At 55.5% G+C, this 19,261-nt stretch carries 16 protein-coding genes; 12 read left to right on the plus strand and 4 right to left on the minus strand.

Going from position 1 to position 19,261, the window contains the following annotated elements:
- Positions 1-479: 479 nt before the first annotated feature.
- Positions 480-1,811, minus strand: coding sequence for a glycosyltransferase (locus ACILSI_RS24460; protein ID WP_395724548.1), 1,332 nt, complete (start codon positions 1,809-1,811; stop codon positions 480-482).
- A 112-nt stretch (positions 1,812-1,923) separates the two neighbouring features.
- On the opposite strand from ACILSI_RS24460, the gene ACILSI_RS24465 reads away from it, so the two are divergent.
- From ACILSI_RS24465 to ACILSI_RS24510, 10 genes are all read left to right on the plus strand, one after another.
- Entirely contained in the window at positions 1,924-2,256 is a 333-nt protein-coding gene (locus tag ACILSI_RS24465) for a PLDc N-terminal domain-containing protein (protein WP_395724549.1), read from the plus strand.
- Positions 2,253-4,481, plus strand: a complete 2,229-nt coding sequence (locus ACILSI_RS24470) for a polysaccharide biosynthesis tyrosine autokinase (protein ID WP_395724550.1) — start codon at positions 2,253-2,255, stop codon at positions 4,479-4,481. The genes ACILSI_RS24465 and ACILSI_RS24470 overlap by 4 nt, the downstream gene beginning before the upstream one ends.
- A gap of 241 nt (positions 4,482-4,722) precedes the next feature.
- A complete protein-coding gene (locus ACILSI_RS24475; protein WP_395724551.1) occupies positions 4,723-6,588 on the plus strand; it encodes a hypothetical protein in 1,866 nt (621 codons plus the stop codon).
- Positions 6,589-6,620: 32 nt separating this feature from the next.
- Entirely contained in the window at positions 6,621-7,490 is an 870-nt protein-coding gene (locus ACILSI_RS24480) for a hypothetical protein (protein WP_395724552.1), read from the plus strand.
- Positions 7,491-7,610: 120 nt separating this feature from the next.
- Entirely contained in the window at positions 7,611-8,264 is a 654-nt protein-coding gene (locus ACILSI_RS24485) for a polysaccharide biosynthesis/export family protein (RefSeq protein WP_395724562.1), read from the plus strand.
- A gap of 15 nt (positions 8,265-8,279) precedes the next feature.
- Entirely contained in the window at positions 8,280-9,713 is a 1,434-nt protein-coding gene (locus ACILSI_RS24490) for an exopolysaccharide biosynthesis polyprenyl glycosylphosphotransferase (protein WP_395724553.1), read from the plus strand.
- Positions 9,714-9,760: 47 nt separating this feature from the next.
- The gene (locus tag ACILSI_RS24495; RefSeq protein ID WP_395724554.1) at positions 9,761-10,507 is read left to right on the plus strand and encodes a class I SAM-dependent methyltransferase; all 747 of its coding nucleotides are present in this window, start codon (positions 9,761-9,763) and stop codon (positions 10,505-10,507) included.
- On the plus strand, positions 10,504-11,649 hold the full coding sequence (locus tag ACILSI_RS24500) for a glycosyltransferase family 2 protein (protein WP_395724555.1): 1,146 nt from the start codon (positions 10,504-10,506) through the stop codon (positions 11,647-11,649). Before ACILSI_RS24495 ends, ACILSI_RS24500 begins: the two co-directional genes overlap by 4 nt.
- Positions 11,650-11,706: 57 nt before the next feature.
- Positions 11,707-12,831, plus strand: a complete 1,125-nt coding sequence (locus ACILSI_RS24505; RefSeq protein ID WP_395724556.1) for a glycosyltransferase family 2 protein — start codon at positions 11,707-11,709, stop codon at positions 12,829-12,831.
- Complete coding sequence (locus tag ACILSI_RS24510) at positions 12,828-13,928, plus strand: hypothetical protein (protein WP_395724557.1); 1,101 nt, start codon at positions 12,828-12,830, stop codon at positions 13,926-13,928. Before ACILSI_RS24505 ends, ACILSI_RS24510 begins: the two co-directional genes overlap by 4 nt.
- Here ACILSI_RS24510 and ACILSI_RS24515 read toward each other — a convergent pair.
- The gene (locus ACILSI_RS24515; protein WP_395724558.1) at positions 13,925-14,863 is read right to left on the minus strand and encodes an NAD-dependent epimerase/dehydratase family protein; all 939 of its coding nucleotides are present in this window, start codon (positions 14,861-14,863) and stop codon (positions 13,925-13,927) included. The genes ACILSI_RS24510 and ACILSI_RS24515 overlap by 4 nt on opposite strands.
- A 7-nt stretch (positions 14,864-14,870) precedes the next feature.
- Positions 14,871-16,172: a nucleotide sugar dehydrogenase gene (locus ACILSI_RS24520; RefSeq protein ID WP_395724563.1), complete on the minus strand. Its 1,302-nt coding sequence runs from the start codon at positions 16,170-16,172 to the stop codon at positions 14,871-14,873.
- A gap of 70 nt (positions 16,173-16,242) precedes the next feature.
- Between ACILSI_RS24520 and ACILSI_RS24525 the strand changes: the two genes are divergently transcribed.
- Both ACILSI_RS24525 and ACILSI_RS24530 read left to right on the plus strand, forming a co-directional pair.
- Positions 16,243-17,841, plus strand: a complete 1,599-nt coding sequence (locus ACILSI_RS24525; RefSeq protein ID WP_395724559.1) for an ArnT family glycosyltransferase — start codon at positions 16,243-16,245, stop codon at positions 17,839-17,841.
- Entirely contained in the window at positions 17,838-18,995 is a 1,158-nt protein-coding gene (locus ACILSI_RS24530; RefSeq protein ID WP_395724560.1) for a glycosyltransferase, read from the plus strand. Before ACILSI_RS24525 ends, ACILSI_RS24530 begins: the two co-directional genes overlap by 4 nt.
- On the opposite strand, the gene ACILSI_RS24535 is transcribed toward ACILSI_RS24530, so the two are convergent.
- The coding region (locus tag ACILSI_RS24535; protein ID WP_395724561.1) for a class I SAM-dependent methyltransferase at positions 18,973-19,261 on the minus strand (289 nt) is incomplete at its 5' end. The two genes, ACILSI_RS24530 and ACILSI_RS24535, sit on opposite strands and share 23 nt — an antisense overlap.

Consider the following 19,261-nt stretch of genomic DNA (forward strand, 5'->3'; position numbering starts at 1 on the left):
CCTTCGAGTCACGCAATGTTTGGAGCCTGTTCAACGCATTCACCGAATCGCTGAAAGACGGCAATCACGCCGAACTCCCCAAGCGCACCGAGGCGCTGCACGGTCTGCTCGACACTCACGTCGGCCTCTCAGCGTGAACAGGCAGGACTCGATGACGGCGATTGGCCGTCATCGGGTTCTTTTTAGCTATGACTGATTCACACCGCAGCGATCTGCATTTGACGAAGCTCCTCCTTCACACGTCGCTTGAGATCTCCTGGACCGACCACCTTAGCCTCGCATGCCAGTGACGTTTCGCCATCACGCGGGCGGCCCAGCCAGTGAAACGGATGCGCACTTGGAGGTGCTCCGCATCCGGCGCATAGCTCCACACGCCAAAGCCACTGAATGGCTCACGCGCTCGATGGAAACACTCCGTACTCCAACGAGTGCGGCTCCGTTGAAGCAAAAGCTTGCTGGCCGTGAACATCGGATCGAAGTCATTCTCCGCACTCCAACGAGTGCGGCTCCGTTGAAGTCGACGACAGCGCCGACAATGACGCAGGCACGCACGCAGAGACATGGCGAAAAACTTCAAGATAATTATGCACCATGGATGCAAGGGAGAATTTGGTGCGGGCGGATTCACGAGCATTTTGGGACACTAGGCTGAGCAGTCCGGGCTGCGCCATCAGGCTCTGAATGCGGCCAGCGAGTTCTGCCGCACTGTTAATTTTGGCCAAAAAGCCGCTGACATTATTTTGAACGACCTCTCCGGCTCCGCAGGCAGCATGGGCTAGGACTGGCACGCCGCTTGCCATGGCTTCCAGCAGGGCGTTGGCCAGCCCCTCGTGGGAGGATGGCATAACGAGAATGTCCATGGCTTGGTAAAAGGGGGCCGGTTCAGCCTGATGGCCGAGAGTGTGGATGCGACCCGCAAATGGACTTTGCCGTATTCGTTCTTGCACAAGTTCTCGCTCGGCACCTCCATCGCCTAGAATCATTAGGTGACAATCAGGGTTAGCCGATGCCAAGATTTCGAACGTCTCGACCAGGAGAAGGTATCGTTTTGTGGCGATGAAGCGGCCTACAGCACCCAGAACGAAGGCATTTTCAGGTAGTCCAGCCTTCAGGCGGGCTTCACGCAGGTTTGATGTGGGGCGGAACCGATCACAATCTACTCCGTTGAGAATGCTGACCATTTTTTCGGCGGGCATGCCGTGGGCGATTAATTCTTGCCGCAATCCATCAGAAACCGTGTGAACGATCTGACATCGTTGATAAAGGCGACGACGTTGACGCAGGCGGCGCGGCAAGAGCCCGTCCCCCTGAAGAGCTCCGTGCTCACCGTGCAAGATGGGGACACGCCACAAGGTGGGAAACAGGAGGCGGGCGGTGGTGGCATAGATCAATGGGCCGAGATTGTGGGTGTGAATGACATCGGGCATCAAATGACGCAGGGCTGAAGCAAGTCTCCAGCAAGCCCTCCAATCCCAGCCTGGGCGGCGGCCCAAAGTTTGCACGTTGACTCCAGGCTTTAGTCGTTCGGCGAACGCGCCAGCCTCCTCCAAGCACAGGAAAGTCGTCAAAGCCTGTGACTCCGGCATGTGATTGGCCAGGTTCACCACGCCATTCTCCATGCCGCCAGGCTGAAGAGAAAAGACCACCTGAGCGATTTTCAATGGTTGCGAGGGACGATGCATTTGATGGGATAAAACGGCCCAACTTTCATGAGCGGCAGGGAAAGACCGGGTTGCAGTCGTTGACGAATCCAAGCGTGCGTCTTCGAACAAGACAAACGCTTGATATGATTTTAAAAGCCATGCTGGCATCAACGACACTCGTCAAGTTTCTGTTCGGTGGCAAACAAGCAGGTAACGTGGATTGACATTCAATATTAGCGAGACAGGGTTGCAGGGTGGCCATGCGCCAACTCCTTTTGCCATGAGAGAAACCTTGCTTAGATTCATTACCATCCAGCCGCTGAATAACCATGAAATTATCGCATGGGCCATGTCGTTGATCTGGCTGTCGTTGATTTTCAACTGCGTGGCCAGTCTTAGGCGGCAGCCGATCACATCTACGGCAAGGCTTGTATGGGCTGTGGGGATTGTGTGCGTGCCCATCCTCGGGATGGCGGCCTATTTGGCATATTGTTTGTTCAAGGCAGACTATTCATTTTTGAAGTTCGTACTAGGCTCCCCGATCCGCCTGGACACGCAGAATCACGCTAAACTGCAACTTCCCTCCAATACCCCAGCAAAATCCGCCAGATGAGCAGTATTCGCAACAAGAGCTTTGATGTGGCCGCCTTCGTCTCGCAGGCGCTGAGATATGTGCATCACGGTCGGCTGATGACGGTCATGGGGTGTCTCGGCATCATGGCGGGACTGGTATATTATGTTTATGCGACCCCCATATACGAGTCAAAGGCATTGGTTTATGTTCGAGGTCACGGAAGCCCGGTAAAGTTGTCCGATGTGCCCGAAACTCTTGAAGCCAGCGGTCTTAACCGCGCCATCATCCAGGAGTTCAGTTCCAGGCGCAACATCATTGAAACAGCCAAGCGACTGGAACTGGTGGGCGTGGCCGCTACCTGGGAGAACGTGGTTGAGATCGTGCCTGCAATCAGTGTGGCCGAGTCGAACAGCAGTCACCTGGAAGTCACGGTGCAGGCCCGCAGTCCCGAAGTCGTCCGCATCTTTGCTGCTGCTCTCGTGGAAGAGTTCCGCCGACAGCAGGATTTGACATGGCAGCAATATCGAGATGAGGCACTCAACCGCTATGCTCGCGAACTAAAGGCGCTGCAGGAGAAAGCCAACACCCATCTCAAGACACTCGCGACGCTCGAACGGGAAGAGAAGATGGCGGAATCAGCCATTGAGCAGACCCGGCTCAACGAGCTGCCGAAGGATTTGATTGTAACTCGGGAAGTGCTTCAGCGCATGGATGAGGTTAATACCAAGCTGGTAGCTCTTGCTCCTGGTCGCGAAGGCGAGTTGGCACTCCCGGACGTGCTCGAGGAGTTGTCTCTGCTGACAACATTCGAAAAAGAACGGGAGATCAAGATCGGGGACGTGGTCCGTCGCGCTGTGAGCGGCGCAGGCACTCCATTGGTGTCAGCCCCGCAGGCCAATTTTGCGGCTGAGGTGATTGTACAACCCAATATGGTTGAGTCCCTGCAACCCTGGCAAAAGCTCGAGAAGGAACGGCGGATATTGGAGGACAGCCAGATTGAGCTGGCCAAGCAATATCTGCCCGGGCACAGCATCATGAAGAAAGTCGCCGAGGAGCTGGAGGCGAATGAACGCGGGTTGCGCGCAGAACTGACGGTGCTCCGTCAGCGCTTCCAACTGGAACGCGAGCACTATCGCGTGAAGCTGGCGACGCTGCAAGAACGACTCGTTGATTACCACAAGGTCAATGAGAAATTCACCCAAAACACGCAAACCTATTCGGATATTGAAAAGGAGAAAACGCTCTGGGACAAGGCTCGTGACCATCTTGCGGAGAAGTTGGCTGTGGTTACGTTTTCCGAGGACCGGAACTGGGTGGAGATGCACTTCAAGGGACATACAGCCATGCGTGACGAAGTCCCGGTTTCCCCCAACAAGACCAAGTTGCTGATTTTCTCGGTTGTGCTGGCTCTTGGTGGTGCCTTGGGAGCGCCAACGCTTGTCAATTTGATGGACAGCAGCGCAAGCACCCTTCTGCAATTGGAGAACGTCACTGGTCTGAAAGGCATAGGAGTCGTGCCGCACACCTCGAAGGAGATGCTTGAAGATGTTTGTCGCTCTCCGGCCGTGGGTGCCAAAGTCCCCAATTTTTTACTGGAAAACTTCCGTTTGGTGCGAAGTCATATCACGCTTTCACCAGGGCGCTCTGGCAGCACTCAGGTGGTGATGGTCACCAGTGCGCGTGCTTCAGAGGGTAAGACCAGCCAAGCCGCCAATCTGGCGTGGGCCTTTCAGTCGATGGGTGCCCGGACTCTGCTGATTGACTGCGACCTCCGCCGGGGGCGTGTTCATCACTTTACCAAGGTTTTGAACGAGTTGGGCATGACTCATCTGCTGCAAGGGCATTGTTCGATTGAAGAAGCGATACAAAAAACAGCGGTGCCCTTACTGGATGTCATTCCACGCGGTCCCATCACCGTTGGAACAACTGATTTGATGGCTCAGCCAGTGTTTTTCAATCTGGTTCAGAAGCTGAGAGGGGAGTATGATCAGATTGTGATTGACTCTCCGCCGGTGCTAGGGCTCAGCGAAACATCAAGTTTTCAGCGCGCGATAGATGGGGTAGTGTTTGTTGTCCGGGCTGAAAAGACCTCGTTGAAGGATGTCGTGGATGCGGTGACTTTGTTGCGGAAGGCCGGAGCTCATATATTCGGACTCGTCCTGAACGACCTAGATTTGAGCAGAGTGAGTAACTACTACAATTATTATTACTACTCAGTGACTTATTATGATGACATGGAAAGTGTGGCGAATGAAATGCGATGACACTAAAAGTGAACGAATTAAGCATTGTGCTTAGGTTTTGAATGGCGGCTTCGCGAGTGGAGCATGCTGTTAAATGGTTGCTGCGCAGATAATCGAATCTGGCGGCGTGCAATTTTGGTTTACATGCGATCAAAATTGGTTATAGGCTCGCAAAAAATGCCACGTTTTAACAATTGCGGAGACTTGCATATTTGTTAAATAACAGATCGCTAGATAGCATATTAAGTTGTCGGTATTTTTAATGCTCTACCTCGCCCTCAGTTGTAACTCCCAAATGTATCCTCTGAAAATTTTGATGCTTATCTTGTGCGTGTTGGGTTTGCCCTGCGCATCTGTTGCTCAGCAGGACAGACCGGCAGGCTCACCTACCGGTCAAGTTGCATTAACCGGAGCAAAAAAAGGTGGTGTGATTAAGAACACGGACCCGTCTGGTTCCAGGGAGTCCCTTGTCATGCCGACATGGGAAAACACATTAGTGCGCAGCGATGTTCAACTCCTGCCAGCGGTGTCTCAACGCGAGAAGGAAGGCTTTTTTCCTACCCAAAGTGACATCGCCCTGCTTGGTGATAGAGATTATCCACGACGTGCAGGTTACGGGGATCAGGGGCCGGATGCAGTCCTTCAAAATGCCACGGGTATTTTCCCATACCAATCTGGAGAGGATAACTTCTACACCCGCAATGCAAATTCGTTCCGCCCCGTCAACCATGTTCTAGGGCTGTTCGCCTCGCAGCAAGCGCTCACTTATGAACCTGAAATTTTCCCAGCACTCGCGGTCTCGATGGATGGATCCCTGCCGAATATTTTCACGCGCACTTTTGAGCCATCCAAGGCGCATGTGAAAGCAGGGCCGCTGGCATTTGACCTGCTTTGGATCGGTGGTGGAGCGATTTGGAGCGATTACAAGGGGGTCAACAATTTTCCGGTTGGGAAGGGGGATGGCTGGCTAGGCTACATTGATTTTGCACTGAGAGGTTACTTGCGGCTCACTGACTCTCTGTATTTCTCATGGGCGGCCAACCTGATTTACCTGCCTGGATCGAACGAGCTCGGCTTCCGTACAATGAGCGGTGGCTGGCCCCAGCTGGGAATCAGTTTCTACTACCAGAAGCGGATCAAAGGCTGGGATATCTACCTCGCAGACACATTCTTCGCACGGCCAGGTCTCGATATGTTTGCAGATCTCGAGCTGCGCGGGCAAGATCAGGCCGGACGATATATGTTCGGCAATTACGGACGCCAGAACCGTACTGGCTTCTATGACTCAAAAAATGTTTTTTTTGTGAATCAATCCACGATCCAGGCCACCACGATGGCTGGGGCGTCAAACTGGAGGTTTTGGGCTGATTATCAGCATACGGATTTCTGGCATACCTTTGATTTTGAGGACTACCAGATGCGCGACACTTGGGGGGCTGCGCTAGCCTACGAGGGCAATGCGATTCCTTTTGCTCCCCGGCTGTCTTATCAACTGACGGCGTTTGACGGTTACAACAGTCTATTTCACCAGATCCAATGCCAATTTCGTGGTAGGCTGACTGAAAATGTGACGCTTCAGACCATGATCGGTTATCTCTGGACCGGCTCCATCCGTCCTTCACGCGATGATCTTCTCTGGTCAGTGAATCTCGAGCATCGCTTCTCGATTAAAGGCACTCATGGGTTTCAGGTCGGTCAACAACTCCTGACAGATTCCTATACGCCGGATTCCGTTTTTGCAGCCTACTACCGTTACCATGTCAATTATCAGTTGTTGAAAAGGTTGAACTTGTCCGCTTTCGCCCAGTATTCTAATGGTGACCGCATCAACTCGGCAAACAACACAAACGTAGCATTCTCACGCAACGATGTGGACAACTACTTGGTTGGGACGTCCTTGGAACTGAAACTCTTTGATTTCACGCGCATCGTGGGCATGTCTGCCTTTGAGCAAGCTGATGGTGATGCTGGATTTCTCAAGACGGACCGTTGGATTCAACGCGTTCAACTTTTGCAGCAACTTTCATCCAGGCTCACCATGGAATGCTTCTATCAACACGAAAGATTCAATGCTAATGCCGGATTCAGCGAGCACATCATCAACTTTGGCATTCGCCGCTATTTTTGACGCCACCCATTTCTCTCCCGCTCTCCTAAATTATGAACACCACGACGCAACCTATAGGTATTGCATGCATGGGCTTCCTGCTTGCCTTCTCATCACACATACTGCTGCCTACCGTGGCCTGCGCACAACTTACACAGGCCAAGCAACCGAGGGAAACGGTACAACCCGTTCCCGTAGAAACCGAAATGGACTTACCAAACAGCTTCCACAAATATTATGGCCAACGTATCAACAACTGGCGTGACACCGAGCGCGCCATTGCCAAGATTGATATGGACGCTGACGTGAACTATGATGGCGTCATCAACAATAACGACCCCCAGGATGGAGGCGCTTTTGAGGCCACGCCTCCAGGCCTCCAAATTGGGGTTGGAGAGATGAGTAAGGTAATCTTGCGGGTGATACCCTATCGCGTCGATTTCGACGGGGAGGTGGTGGTCACTTTGGAACTGGCTGGAATCAATCGCTCCAGCCCCAAGGGAGAGTTTGGCTCTTTCGATGAGGAGAAAGCGAACACCGGAAGGATTCGTGTCTGGCGGGAGCCCGCTCGCAAAAACTTGCTACTCGATTCGGCCGACTCTCAGCGTCGATACGTTGAGTTTACATCTCAGTATCGTGTTTATCCCTACAATCTACCCAATGAGATTCCACGGGTGGTTTATGTCGAGGGTGTGAAAGCATCGAGCCCTTACATCGGGGATCTTCGTCTCCTCTTGACCTGCTCGCACAGAGCTCCTGGCTCTACCCCGCAGAGCTTCGCCGAAAGCCGCAAAACTTTGTTGAAGAGTTTCCGGTCAAGTTTTGACCACATCCTTTTGACGATCCTTCCGCAGCCTCTACCTAAGGAGCTTATCAATAACAATGCGGAGCGCAACTGGATCAAAGTTGGTGCCGCACAATAAAATGCTGACCGACTAGTTTAGTTTATATTAGCTTCTCCAAAGCACTTCTGTTATCACTTGATTCTAATGGTGTTGTCCTCTTGTTCGCTTTCACGTGCGCTGCTGTTAATCACTAACTTGATGTTACAAGTTGCCTGCAGTGTTTTGAATGATGGAGGTCAAGGTATTCCTCCTCCTCGCATACCAAAGCTTGCATCGTCAGCTTCGATGGGTGCCTCTGAGCCACTATTCAGGAGCGGGGATTTCGTGGAGTTGTTGGTAGAGGAGGATGTGTCTTTCAACGGGATTTTTGAAGTTCGCGTGGGTGGTTATGTGTTGATTCCCAAGATCGGGCGTGTGGTGGTGGTCGGCCTGAACCGGGATGCTGTAGAAAAACGCATCCGGGAGAGCTTGCAGCAACAGCAGTTGAAACAGGCCACGGTGTTTGTCGAGCACAGGCCCGGACCGCCCCGGATCAACACAAGTTTGGGATCCACATCTTCCGAACCCAGCATCACCATCTTTTTGACTGGAGCGGTGGCCCGGCCTGGCCAGCACAGGCTTCCTTTGCAACCCGAGGGTGGCACACCTGGTGTTTTTGAAACCCTCTTGATCGCAGGGGGACTCGCAAAGTTTGGCGATGAGTCCAAAGTTCGTGTCATGCGTCTGAATGAAAACGGCACGCGCAGTTCCATCGTGGTTGATGTCCGCAAGATCCGGGATGGCCTGTCTTCCGATGTTCCTATCGGGGATGGAGATATCATCCAGGTGTCTGAAAAAGTTTTCGGATTCTGAATCCACATCACTCCAATGTCCGGATCCTCTCCCGTCAGTCGCCATTTGGTTCTTACAGCTTTTCGTTTCGTTTTGGACGGGTTGTTCGTCCCATTGAGTGTCGTGGCGGGAGCGTCATGGCGTTTCGGCATTCTTTTTCCCTCCAAACTGGACGCTTATGCTCCTGCGATGCTGGCTGCAGCCTTGGTCTTGCCCAGTTTGTCGTATATAGGTGGGCTTTATTCTGCCTCCTTTCCGCGCTTTGAGTCTTGGGTGCGTGTGCGTTGGTTTCTTTTCAGCCTGGCGGCCACGGTCATGGTTTTGATGGGCATGGGATCAGTCAGCTTGGAGGCTAGAGTAGGCCGTGGTGTGCTGGTTTACGGTCTTATCATCTTGACCGTGTGTTATGCAGCGCATCACTTTCTCCTTCCAAGACGGCTGCGCATGAGCAGACTGCGCACCGCATGCTTGGTTTCAGGTGCGGATGACGAGATGGCAGCTGAAATCCTTGCCCGAAGCAGTCCACAGATCCAGGTAGTTGGATTGATCGCTGTCGGAGATGCCTTTACGCGATCCGGTCATCTTCCTCTTCTTGGACAAATCGACGGGCTCGAATCCCTGGAACTGCCTCAGGTAGTGGACACGGTTCTTGTGCGTGACCAGCATCTGGTGATGCCTCGGCTCACCCCCGTTCTGCGGCGTTGGCGCTATCAAGGGATTGAGATCATGTCATTGGCGGACGCTTGTGAGATGGTGCTTCAGGCAGTCCCACTGCCGTTGGTCACTGAGAGCTGGCTTTTCCGCGCTTCTAATCAATCAGGACTGCTTTACATCAAGAAGCTCAAGCGCTTATTTGATATCACGATCGCACTTCTTTGCCTTCTGACCCTTTGGCCGGCTCTCTTGGCTGGTATCATCGTCGTACGGCTGTCTTCTCCAGGTCCGGTTTTTTTTCGTCAGATCCGCCTTGGGCGGCTTGGCCGAAAGTTCGTGATTCTCAAGTTGCGCACAATGCGTTTGGATGCTGAAAAAGACGGCCCGCAGTGGTCTTCCGGCAAGGATGACAGGGTATTCCCCTCTGGCTCGATCTTGCGCCGCTATCGTATTGATGAGATACCCCAGCTCTTCAATATCCTGAAAGGGGACATGTCCTTTGTTGGACCGAGACCGGAACGGCCTGAGTTCATTGATCAGTTGGAACAAGAGATCCCCTTTTATCGGGAACGCCTCCTCGTACAGCCCGGCCTTACAGGCTGGGCACAGGTTAAATATCCCTATGGTTCGAATTTGGAGGATGCTTGGCGCAAGCACGAATTGGACTTGTACTACATCAAACACATGAGTGTGCTCTTGGACTTCTTTGTGCTACTGGAGACCTCGCGCACGGTCCTAATTGGCGGAAACCGGAAGTCTGACGCCCACATCACGGCGATGCATCAGTGGAACAAACTTGGCCTGGGTTTGGATTAATCTCCTGAGTTACCAAGCCAGTCCTTAGAGCCTGCGTTGCCGAAGCCATGAACACACCAGTTTCTCAACAAGCAGCAGGCAGAGAGGAAGCCTCGTTTGATGGCTTTGCCTCAAATTATGACCAGGCTCTTGATCGGGGGCTCCGGTTTACAGGGGAAGGCAAGGACTACTTTGTGCGCGGACGTGTGAATTGGTTGCGGCAGCGTCTGGAGGCATTGGATTCACAGCCGCGGACATGCTTCGACTTTGGCTGCGGGATCGGCAGCGGCTGCGATTCCTTGGTAGCTGAATTTAAAGCGCGGGAATACCTGGGGTATGACCCGTCGATTGAGTCGATCAAACAGGCACGTCAATTCGCAAAAAAGCCAGTGATTCGTTTTGAGTCCGACGAGAGCGCCATCCCCCAAGCTTTTTTTGACCTCGCTTTTACCAATGGCGTATTCCATCATATACCGCCAAGTGAGCGTCGAAAATGTGTCAGCACGGTTTGGCGTGCATTGAAGCCGGGGGGGTGGTTTGCCTTTTGGGAGAACAATCGTTGGAATCCCTTGGTGCATTTCCTAATGAGCAGGGTCCCATTTGACCTTGATGCTGAAATGCTTTTCCCGCATCAAGCACGGCGTTTGCTTGTTGGGGAGGGGTTTGATGTGGTGTGCACGGACTACATGTTCATTTTCCCGGCAAAGTTAAAGAACCTCCGGCCACTGGAGTCGATGCTCTGCAAACTGCCATTTGGCGGGCAATACATGATTCTCGCACGCAAGCCTGTCAGAGCCGTCAAGCCCACCTCATGAACTCATCACCCCTCCTTAGTTTTGTCTTTCCATGTTTGAATGAGGAGCAAACCCTTGGTGACTGCATTCAGGCTGTCCGCAAGTCTCTCGATCCGTCAGGCATTGCCTATGAGATTGTGGTGGCCGACAACGGCAGCACCGACCATTCGCGGGAAATTGCCGTCGAACGGGGCTGCCGCGTGGTTCCCGTGACCGCCCTCGGTTACGGTGCTGCCCTCAAAGGTGGCATTGAGGCTGCGGAGGGGGCTTATGTGATGTTTGCGGACTCCGACAGCACCTATCTTTATGAGGATGCGGCGGCACTGTATCAGGCGGCGGTGAAGTACGACGCAGGCATGGCCATCGCGTCGCGCATGATCGGCAAGATCGAACCGGGAGCCATGCCGGCCTTGCATCGTTATCTTGGAACTCCGGTTCTCACTTGGCTGATCAATCGTTTGTTCCGTGGCAGACTCACCGATTGCAACTCGGGTTTCCGCTGTGTGCGAAAGTCCGATTTTCAACGATGGAATGTCCGGTCGAACGGGATGGAGTTCGCCTCTGAACTTCTGATCAAGGCTCTCAAGGCAGACACCAAGACAGTGGAAATTTCTTCGGGCTTGCGTTGCGGGCCACCTGGCAGGGTGGCGCATCTGCGCACTTGGCGTGATGGCATGCGCCATCTTCTGTTCATTTTATCTGAAAAGCCGTCCATGTTCGAAAAAGTGGGGCTGCTTCTTGCGGGTATGGCAACGTTCTTGCAGCTGGCCGCGCGCCTCACCGGACCGGTGGGCGTCGGTCCATTTCATATCTTCGATCTGCACAGCCAGGCGCTGCTTTTGTTGGGCGGCATTCTTGGAGCCCAACTTTATCTTTTCGGCTGCAGCCTCTTTCTGCGAACCGCGGACCGTCCGCTAAGAGTGACTCGGCAATTGATCATGATGGACGAAGGGAACCTGTTCTTTGTTTTGCTGACGGTCGTGGCAGCCTGCTTGGGTCTTGGGGGAAGCCTTGTCATCACTTGGATGAGATCGGGTTTTGCCGGGTTGCATCAGGCGAATCATCTTCTTGCCGCAGTGCATTTTCTTGGAGTTGCGGCCACCCTTTCGGTGGGGCTTCTTGCAATTCACACGCTGAAAAAGGCGGCGAGGATCGATGGTTGAGCATTCACATCAGACTCTTCCATGATATTGTCATGCATAGTCCTCTGTCTGGTTCTCATGGTCTATTCGTTTGCCGGTTATCCAGCTTTGATGGCGCTCTTGGCTCGTCTGCGACCCAAGCCATGGCAAGCACGGGGGCAAAGCTCTGCCCATGAAGGTCTGAGTGTGGTTCTCTGCGTGCATAACGCGGCCACACTCATCCGCCCGCGCCTCCAAAATTTGCTGGAATGCGCATGGGCTGGTCCGTTGGAGATTGTGGTGGTCTGCGACGGATGTACCGATGGCACGACGGCGGCGATCCGTGAGTTGGCCACTCCCCAGGTTCGCATGTTGGAAACAGATCAACGAGGAGGCAAGCCCGCAGGGTTGAACCTGGCGATTCCCCAGTGCCTTCATCAGGTCGTCGTGCTGGCGGATGTGCGTCAAAGCTTTGACGTGGAGGCGCTGCAAAAGCTAGCGGCCCCATTCGCAGACCCCGAGGTTGGCGCCGTGAGCGGGTTATTGAAGATTGCGAACTCCGAGGCTGGTGGTGGCCAGGGAGTTGATCTTTACTGGCAATTGGAAACCAAGCTCCGGGCCTGGGAAGGGCAGTATGACTCGGTGATCGGCTGCACAGGGGCCATTTGCGCCATTCGCAGGGACCAATACATGCCTCTACCAGAAGACACACTTTTGGATGATGTGGTTATTCCCATGCGACTTGCCGTGAACGGAGCCAGGATCATTTACCAGCCATCAGCTCGAGCCTTTGATCCGCAGAAGCTGGAGCCTAAGAGGGAAAAAAAAAGGAAGATGCGCACCTTGGTGGGCAATTTCCAAATGATGGAGCGCCATCCCTCATGGCTGATTCCATGGCGAAACCGGCTGTGGTGGCAGTTGCTGTCTCATAAGTATCTGCGCCTAATGGTGCCGTGGCTCATGATCGCCCTTGCAGTTTTGTCCTTTTTGGCGGCTGATGCGTTGTTTGGCCGAGTCTTGCTCGCTGCGCAGGGAGCTTGCTATGGCGCGGCCATGCTTGGCCTGGCTCTGCCGAAGTTGAAATTGAGGTTCTTGACCATTCCGGCAGGTTTTTTCATGCTTCAGTTAAGCTGTTTCACGGCGTTTTTTTCATATTTGTGGCATCGAAGGAATTTGCTGGCGCTCTGGCAGCCTGCTTCGTCATCCCCGTCCTCTGTCTCATGATTCGCGCTCTTGACCGCTGGCTTCCAGCCTACCTGCTGCGTTCGCGAAAGCGCCCTGCGGCGTCCCCGGAATTTCCGTGTCATATTTTCATCGCTGTGTGTGATCACTTCGAGCCGTTCCACCATACCGACAAGACAGGTGCCTTGCGAGCCATGGATGACTGGCGCTCTGCCTGGCCGGGCATGGTCAAAGACTTTCATGACAGCTCGGGACGCGGTCCACGGCACACTTTTTTCTTTCCCATCGAGCAATACGACCGGGACATCCTGGAAAGGCTCGCTGCACTTTGTGCTCTCACCGGCAGTGAGGTGGAGGTGCATCTCCACCACCGCAACGACACAGGTGCTTCACTGAAAGACAAGCTTATCAATGGCATAAATCATCTGGCTGGTCACGGCTTGCTGCCAAGAACGACCGATGGATCACCTCGCTATGCCTTCATTCATGGCGATTGGGCGCTTGATCATTCGCATCCTGCCGGACTGCATTGTGGTGTGCCGGATGAACTCTCGGTGCTCAAGGCCACGGGTTGCTACGCCGACTTCACCTTTCCTTCCGCTCCCGATCCTTCCCAACCTCCGGTCATCAATTCCATCTACTACGCAGAGGAAGACGGACTCCCGTGCTCACATCATCGGGGTGTGGCAGCAAGGACTGGCACGGTGGGTCCGCCGGATCAACTGCTCATGGTGCAAGGCCCGCTGGGGCTTGCCTGGAGACATCGGAAGTGGGGGATCTTTCCACGACTGGAAAACGCCGATCTTACCGGGGCGAATCCACCGACCCTTGAGCGTTTTCGTCTTTGGACGAGCTTGGCCCCATGGGTAAGGGGCGGCCCGCCTTGGGTATTCATCAAGCTGCACACGCATGGTGGCATTCCTCGAAACTACCGGACGCTGCTGGGAGACCCGGCTCGCCAATTCCACGCGTCGCTCGCCCAAGAGGCAGGGCTGAACCCCACCATTCGCTATCATTACGTCACCGCTCGTGAAATGGTAAACCTGATCCACGCCGCTGAAGGTGGTGTTGATCCGGGTGTTGATCCCTCGATATTTCTTGATCAAACACTGCCGCCACCGCCTGCGATCAAATCCTAGCTGCGGTAGAACCCCAAGGTCTGGCTGAGCCCTTCTTTCCAGCCCACGGCTGGCGCGTAGCCGAAGGCCTCGACGGCGGCGCTGATGTCGGCAAGTGAGGAACGCACGTCACCCATGCGGCCGGGACCGAATTCCGGCTCGATGGATTGTCCGGTGATTTCATTGAGATCCGCGATCAGTTGCAGCAGGGTCACGGACTGGCCGCAGGCCACATTGAAGGCGCGGCCGGCCACATTTTCAGAAGGAGCCTCCGCAGCGGAAAGATTGGCCGCGACAGCGTTGGCCACAAAGGTGAAGTCGCGTGATTGCAACCCGTCTCCTTGAATCACAGGGCGTTCCCCATTGAGCATAGCGGTGCAAAACTTCGCGATCACTCCGGAGTAAGGGGAATCAAAAGCCTGACGCGGGCCGAAAATATTAAAATACCTCAGGGCGACGAAAGGAAAGCCGTAGAGGTGATGGAAGAGCAGGCCGTACTTTTCACCTGTGTATTTTTGCAGCGCGTAGGGCGACAGTGGGTTGGCTGGCAATGACTCATGTTTGCTTGGTGCGTCCACATCACCGTAGATCGAAGAAGAGGAGGCAAAGAGGAAGCGCTTTACGCCCGCATCACGGGACGCGAGGAGCATTTTCAGCGTTCCGTCGATGTTGGGAACATGGCTGCCCCAGGGATCTTGAACGGAACGCGGTACTGAGGGCAACGCCCCTTGGTGAAACACCCAGTCGCAGCCGACCAACAGTTTCCGGATGAGAGGCTCGTCGTTGATGTCGCCTTCCACAAAGTCGAGTTGGTCGCCAGAACTCTTCCACGCGAGGTTTTCGACCTTGCCAAGGCACAGATTGTCCAAAACGATCACTTCAGCCCCTCGGGCGCAAAGTTCCTGAGCGATTTGGGAGCCGATGAATCCGGCACCGCCGGTGACGAGAGCTTTCATGCAAAAATCAGGCTTTGAAGTAGTGGGGTTGTCCTTTCATGAGAGACGCCAGTGCGTTGCGGGTGTCCACCACGAGGCGAGAGTGGGAGGCGAGCAGAGGCCAGTCCACCGCCGTATGATGCGTGGCCACCAGGACGAGGTTCCAGGAGGCAAGAGACAGGGGGGTTAGCTCTTCACTGCGCCGTCCGGCCAGACTTGCATGTTCACGGGATGGGCGGATCACAGGTACATGTGGATCATGGTAGCCGATGCGGACACCGTGATCCTCCAACTTCTCCCACAGCACATAGCTGGGGCTTTCGCGGTCATCATCCACGTTCGATTTGTAGGCGATGCCGATGAGAAGAACGCTGGCCTCGGATGGATTGATGCCGGTGCTTTTGAGGACTTCGATCACGCGTCCAACAACCCTGGCAGGCATTGAGCTGTTAACCTCTCCGGCGAGTTCGATGAAACGTGTTTCCTGGCCGTGCTGGCGCGCTTTCCAGCTCAGGTAGAAAGGATCGATCGGGATACAATGTCCGCCGAGGCCGGGACCAGGATAGAAGGGCATGAAGCCGAAGGGTTTCGTCTTCGCCGCTTCGATGACGTCCCACACATCAATATCCATGGCCTCGTAAACAACTTTGAGCTCGTTCACCATGGCGATGTTGACGGCTCGGAAGATGTTCTCCGTCAGTTTCACTGCTTCCGCCACCCGGCAATTGGCCACCGGCACCAGTGTGCGGATCGCACGGCTGTAGAGCTCCTTGGCTCTTTCCAGGCATTGGGGAGTCAAACCACCAACGACCTTGGGGATGTCACGCACGCGGCTGTCTGGATTGCCCGGGTCTTCGCGTTCGGGAGAAAAGGCGAGATGAAAATCCACCCCTGCCTTCAGGCCGGAGCCTTCTTCTAGTGCTTGGCGTAGTTCGGTGTCCGTGGTGCCTGGGTAGGTGGTGGACTCCAGCACCACGAGCATCCCTTTCTGCAGATAAGGGGCAATGCTGCGGCCGGTGGCTAGCACATAGCTGAGGTCAGGATCGCGTCCTTCGCCTAGCGGAGTAGGCACACAGATGATCACCGCCTGGCAGTCCGATGAACGCGCAAAATCCGTTGTGGCCTCAAACCGGCCAGCATCCCGTTGCTCCTGAACGTTAGCGGCGGGGATGTGCAGAATGTAACTTTCTCCTGCGTTGAGCTTGTTCACCTTGGTGGTGTCCACGTCCAGTCCCAAAACGTGGGCGCCTGACCGAGCAAACTGCATTGCCAGCGGCAGTCCGACGTATCCCATGCCTACGATGCCTATGTGAAGTGTTGAATCTGTCATGCGCTGCGGGCGCGATGGTAAGGCAGAGATGCCTTCCGTCAAACGCTTCACCGATTGACAGCACTTTAGTTTGTCGGTAACGCCAAGGGTGGCTGTTTTTGCTTTCCTGACAGATCGTCGCCGACTCACGGCTGCAATCGGGCTCCTGCTTTTGTTTTTTGTTCTAAGCCTGTGCCAGACATGGCGGCTTGGCGGCTTTCATTCAGACCTCGGCGGCGATCCTGACGAGGGGGCGCACGCGGTGACGGCGCTGATGATAAGCGATTACTTCACCAAGGGGCTGCCGCAAGGGGGGGAGCCGCTGGCTTTTGCGGAGCATTATTACCAGACTTTTCCCAAGGTCGCACTGGGTCACTATCCGCCCGGCTATTACCTGCCTGCCGCTGCGGCGCTCACGCTTTGGTGCGATTCGCGGAGCTTGATCTTGCTCCAATGCCTGCTGGTGGCATTTCTCGGTTTAGCAACTTTTTTAATTGTGAGCTATGCATGGGCAGGGCTGGGCAGGGTAATGGTGTCGATTCTAACTGCTTTGACCGTGATATTGCATGGTGAGGTGGCGCGCGTGTCCGTGCATGTGCTGGCGGACTTGATGCTTATTCTTCTCGTTTTGACTGCGGCTTTTTGTTGGATGGCATGGATGGAAAAGCCATCGTGGAAAAAATCGCTGCTTTTCGGCTTCGTGGCCGCGGCGGCGATCCTCACAAAAGGTTCTGCGCTCGGCCTGGCGGGCATTCCGGTGTTCTCGGTGCTGCTCACAAGTCGCTGGAAGGATCTCAAAACACTCTCGTGGTGGGGCGCTGGCATCCCGGTGGCCTTGTTTGCCGCACCGTGGATGCTGTGGTCGGTCCGTTTCACGCAGGAAGGCTTCACGGGCGACTCGCCCGTGGCTTTCTTCATCAAAGCGGTGGGCGAATATGCAACGATGGTGCCGTGGTTCTTCGGCTGGCCGTTGCTGCTCGGGATCGCGGTCGTGGCTGTGAGAGCCTTGATGGGGCGTGTGGATGCTTTTCGTGCCTCGTTGATAGCCACATGCCTTGGCATGCAGGGCATCGCGATGGTCGTCCCGGCGGGCTTTTCGCCGCGTTACCTGCTTCCGAGCCTCATTCCGGTACTGGTGCTTGTCGTGCTTGAAGTGCCCCGCTGGCTTCATGAAGGTCGCGCGAAGGTCTTCGCATCCCTTTTGCTCATAGTGACAACGGCATTGCTCTGGCGCGATAAGACGAAGGACGTGCATGGCTTCGCCAAGGCCATTGAAGCCGCCACTGCGGAGGGGCAGCGGGCGTGGCTGATGTCATCGGATGGCCGTGGTGAGGGCGCGATGATCGCCGCGGCGGCGTTTCGCACGCCAGACCGCATTGCCACCACTCGGCGCATCCTGCGTGGCAGCAAGGAGATCGCGGAGACGGACTGGGTGGGCTCGCATTACGAGACGAGGTTTGCCAATGATGCTGCGCTGCTGGCGCATCTCGACAAGGCGGGGGTGGACGTGGTGTTCGTGGACCTCTCGATGCCAGTGGATCAGCAGAAGCCGCACGAAACCAAGCTGAAGCAGGCGCTCGCCACCGCGCCGCAGGTGTGGGAAAAGCTGCCGGATCAGCCAGTGACACGCCTTGCGGATGCTCCGCCGGGTCCGCTGGAGATCTATCGCCGCATCCGCCCCGCGCCATGAAGCGTCTGCTCTTCATCTCGAACCTCTTTCCTGACGAAAGCGAGCCTTACCGCGGCCTCGATAATGTCACGGCGCTGCATGCGCTGCGTGAGCGCGGCTGGGATATTCGCGTGCTGGCTCCGCGGCCATGGTTTCCGCTGCTGAAGGGTGTGAAAGCATTCAAACCCAGGGCGCAGGATGTGCCGCTGCAGCCGCGCTATGTGCCGACGCTGTATCTCCCCAAAATCGGCGGCGTGGCGAATCATCACCTGATGGCCTCGGCGCTGCGGCGTGCCTCGTTGAAGGACTTCACGCCCGATGTAACGCTGACGAGCTGGCTCTTTCCTGATGGCTGGGCGGCCTGGAAGGCACTCAGTCCTCCGATGGTGCTGCTGGCGCAGGGCAGCGATGTGCATAGCTATTTGAAGTCGCCTACGCGTCGGCGGGCCATTCTCGATGCGCTCGCGGGCACGCAGGGTTGCATCTGCCGCAGCAAGAGCCTCGCCACCATGCTGTCGGCGGCGGGAGCGGAGTCTGCGAAGCTGCATCCAGTGTACAATGGCATCGACACGACGGTGTTTCGTCCCGATGGCGCTCTGCCGGAAGGCTGCGCAGTGCCGGTGGAGGCACCTGTGCTGCTGTTTGTGGGTAATTTGCTTCCGGTCAAAGACCCTGAGTTTTTGCTCAAGGCCTTCGCAGCCCTCAGCGGCCGCGTTTCAGGCCCTGCACCGCATCTTGTGCTGGCAGGGAAGGGGCCGATGCGTGAGTCGCTGGATGCTTTGGCATCCAGTTTGGGCATTCGTGATCGCACGCACTTCCTCGGGCCGCAGACCGCGCCGCAAATCGCCGCGTGGATGCGGCGTGCGAGCCTCCTGGTGATGACGAGCCGCAATGAGGGCCTGCCGAATGTGATCCTCGAATCGCAGGCCTGCGGCCTTCCCGCCGTGGCCACGGATGTCGGCGGCATTCATGAGGTGGTGGATGAAGCATGGAAAGGCAGGCTCGCACCGCTCGATGACATGCAGGCCTGGATCGAAGCCTTGCTCGCCATGCTGACAAACCTGCCCTCACGTGCCTCGCTGGCCGAGATCGGCCTCGCACGCACTTGGCCTGCCACGGCGCTGGCTTATGAGCAGGTGCTCGAAGCAGCGATCAAGGCTTCTCGACGACCGTGACCTGATCTTGGTAAAGTCCGACCTCATGGCGGGTGGGGCCGTCCTGCCATTCGCTGAATTGCTCGGCCACGCAGAGGCCTTTGCTGGTGATGAGGGCGTTCAATTCGGCGGTGGTGGCATCGCTGCGCCAGCCGCCGCCATGGCCCGCGGTGGTGCCGTGATGGATGATGGCGCGACCACCGGGACGCAGCACGCGCTTGAACTCCTCCAGGTAGGTGCCGATGTCCACGAGGTTGATGTGCACAAACACATCGAAGGACCAGATG

The organism is Prosthecobacter sp., assembly GCF_044232965.1.
GTDB lineage: Bacteria > Verrucomicrobiota > Verrucomicrobiia > Verrucomicrobiales > Verrucomicrobiaceae > Prosthecobacter.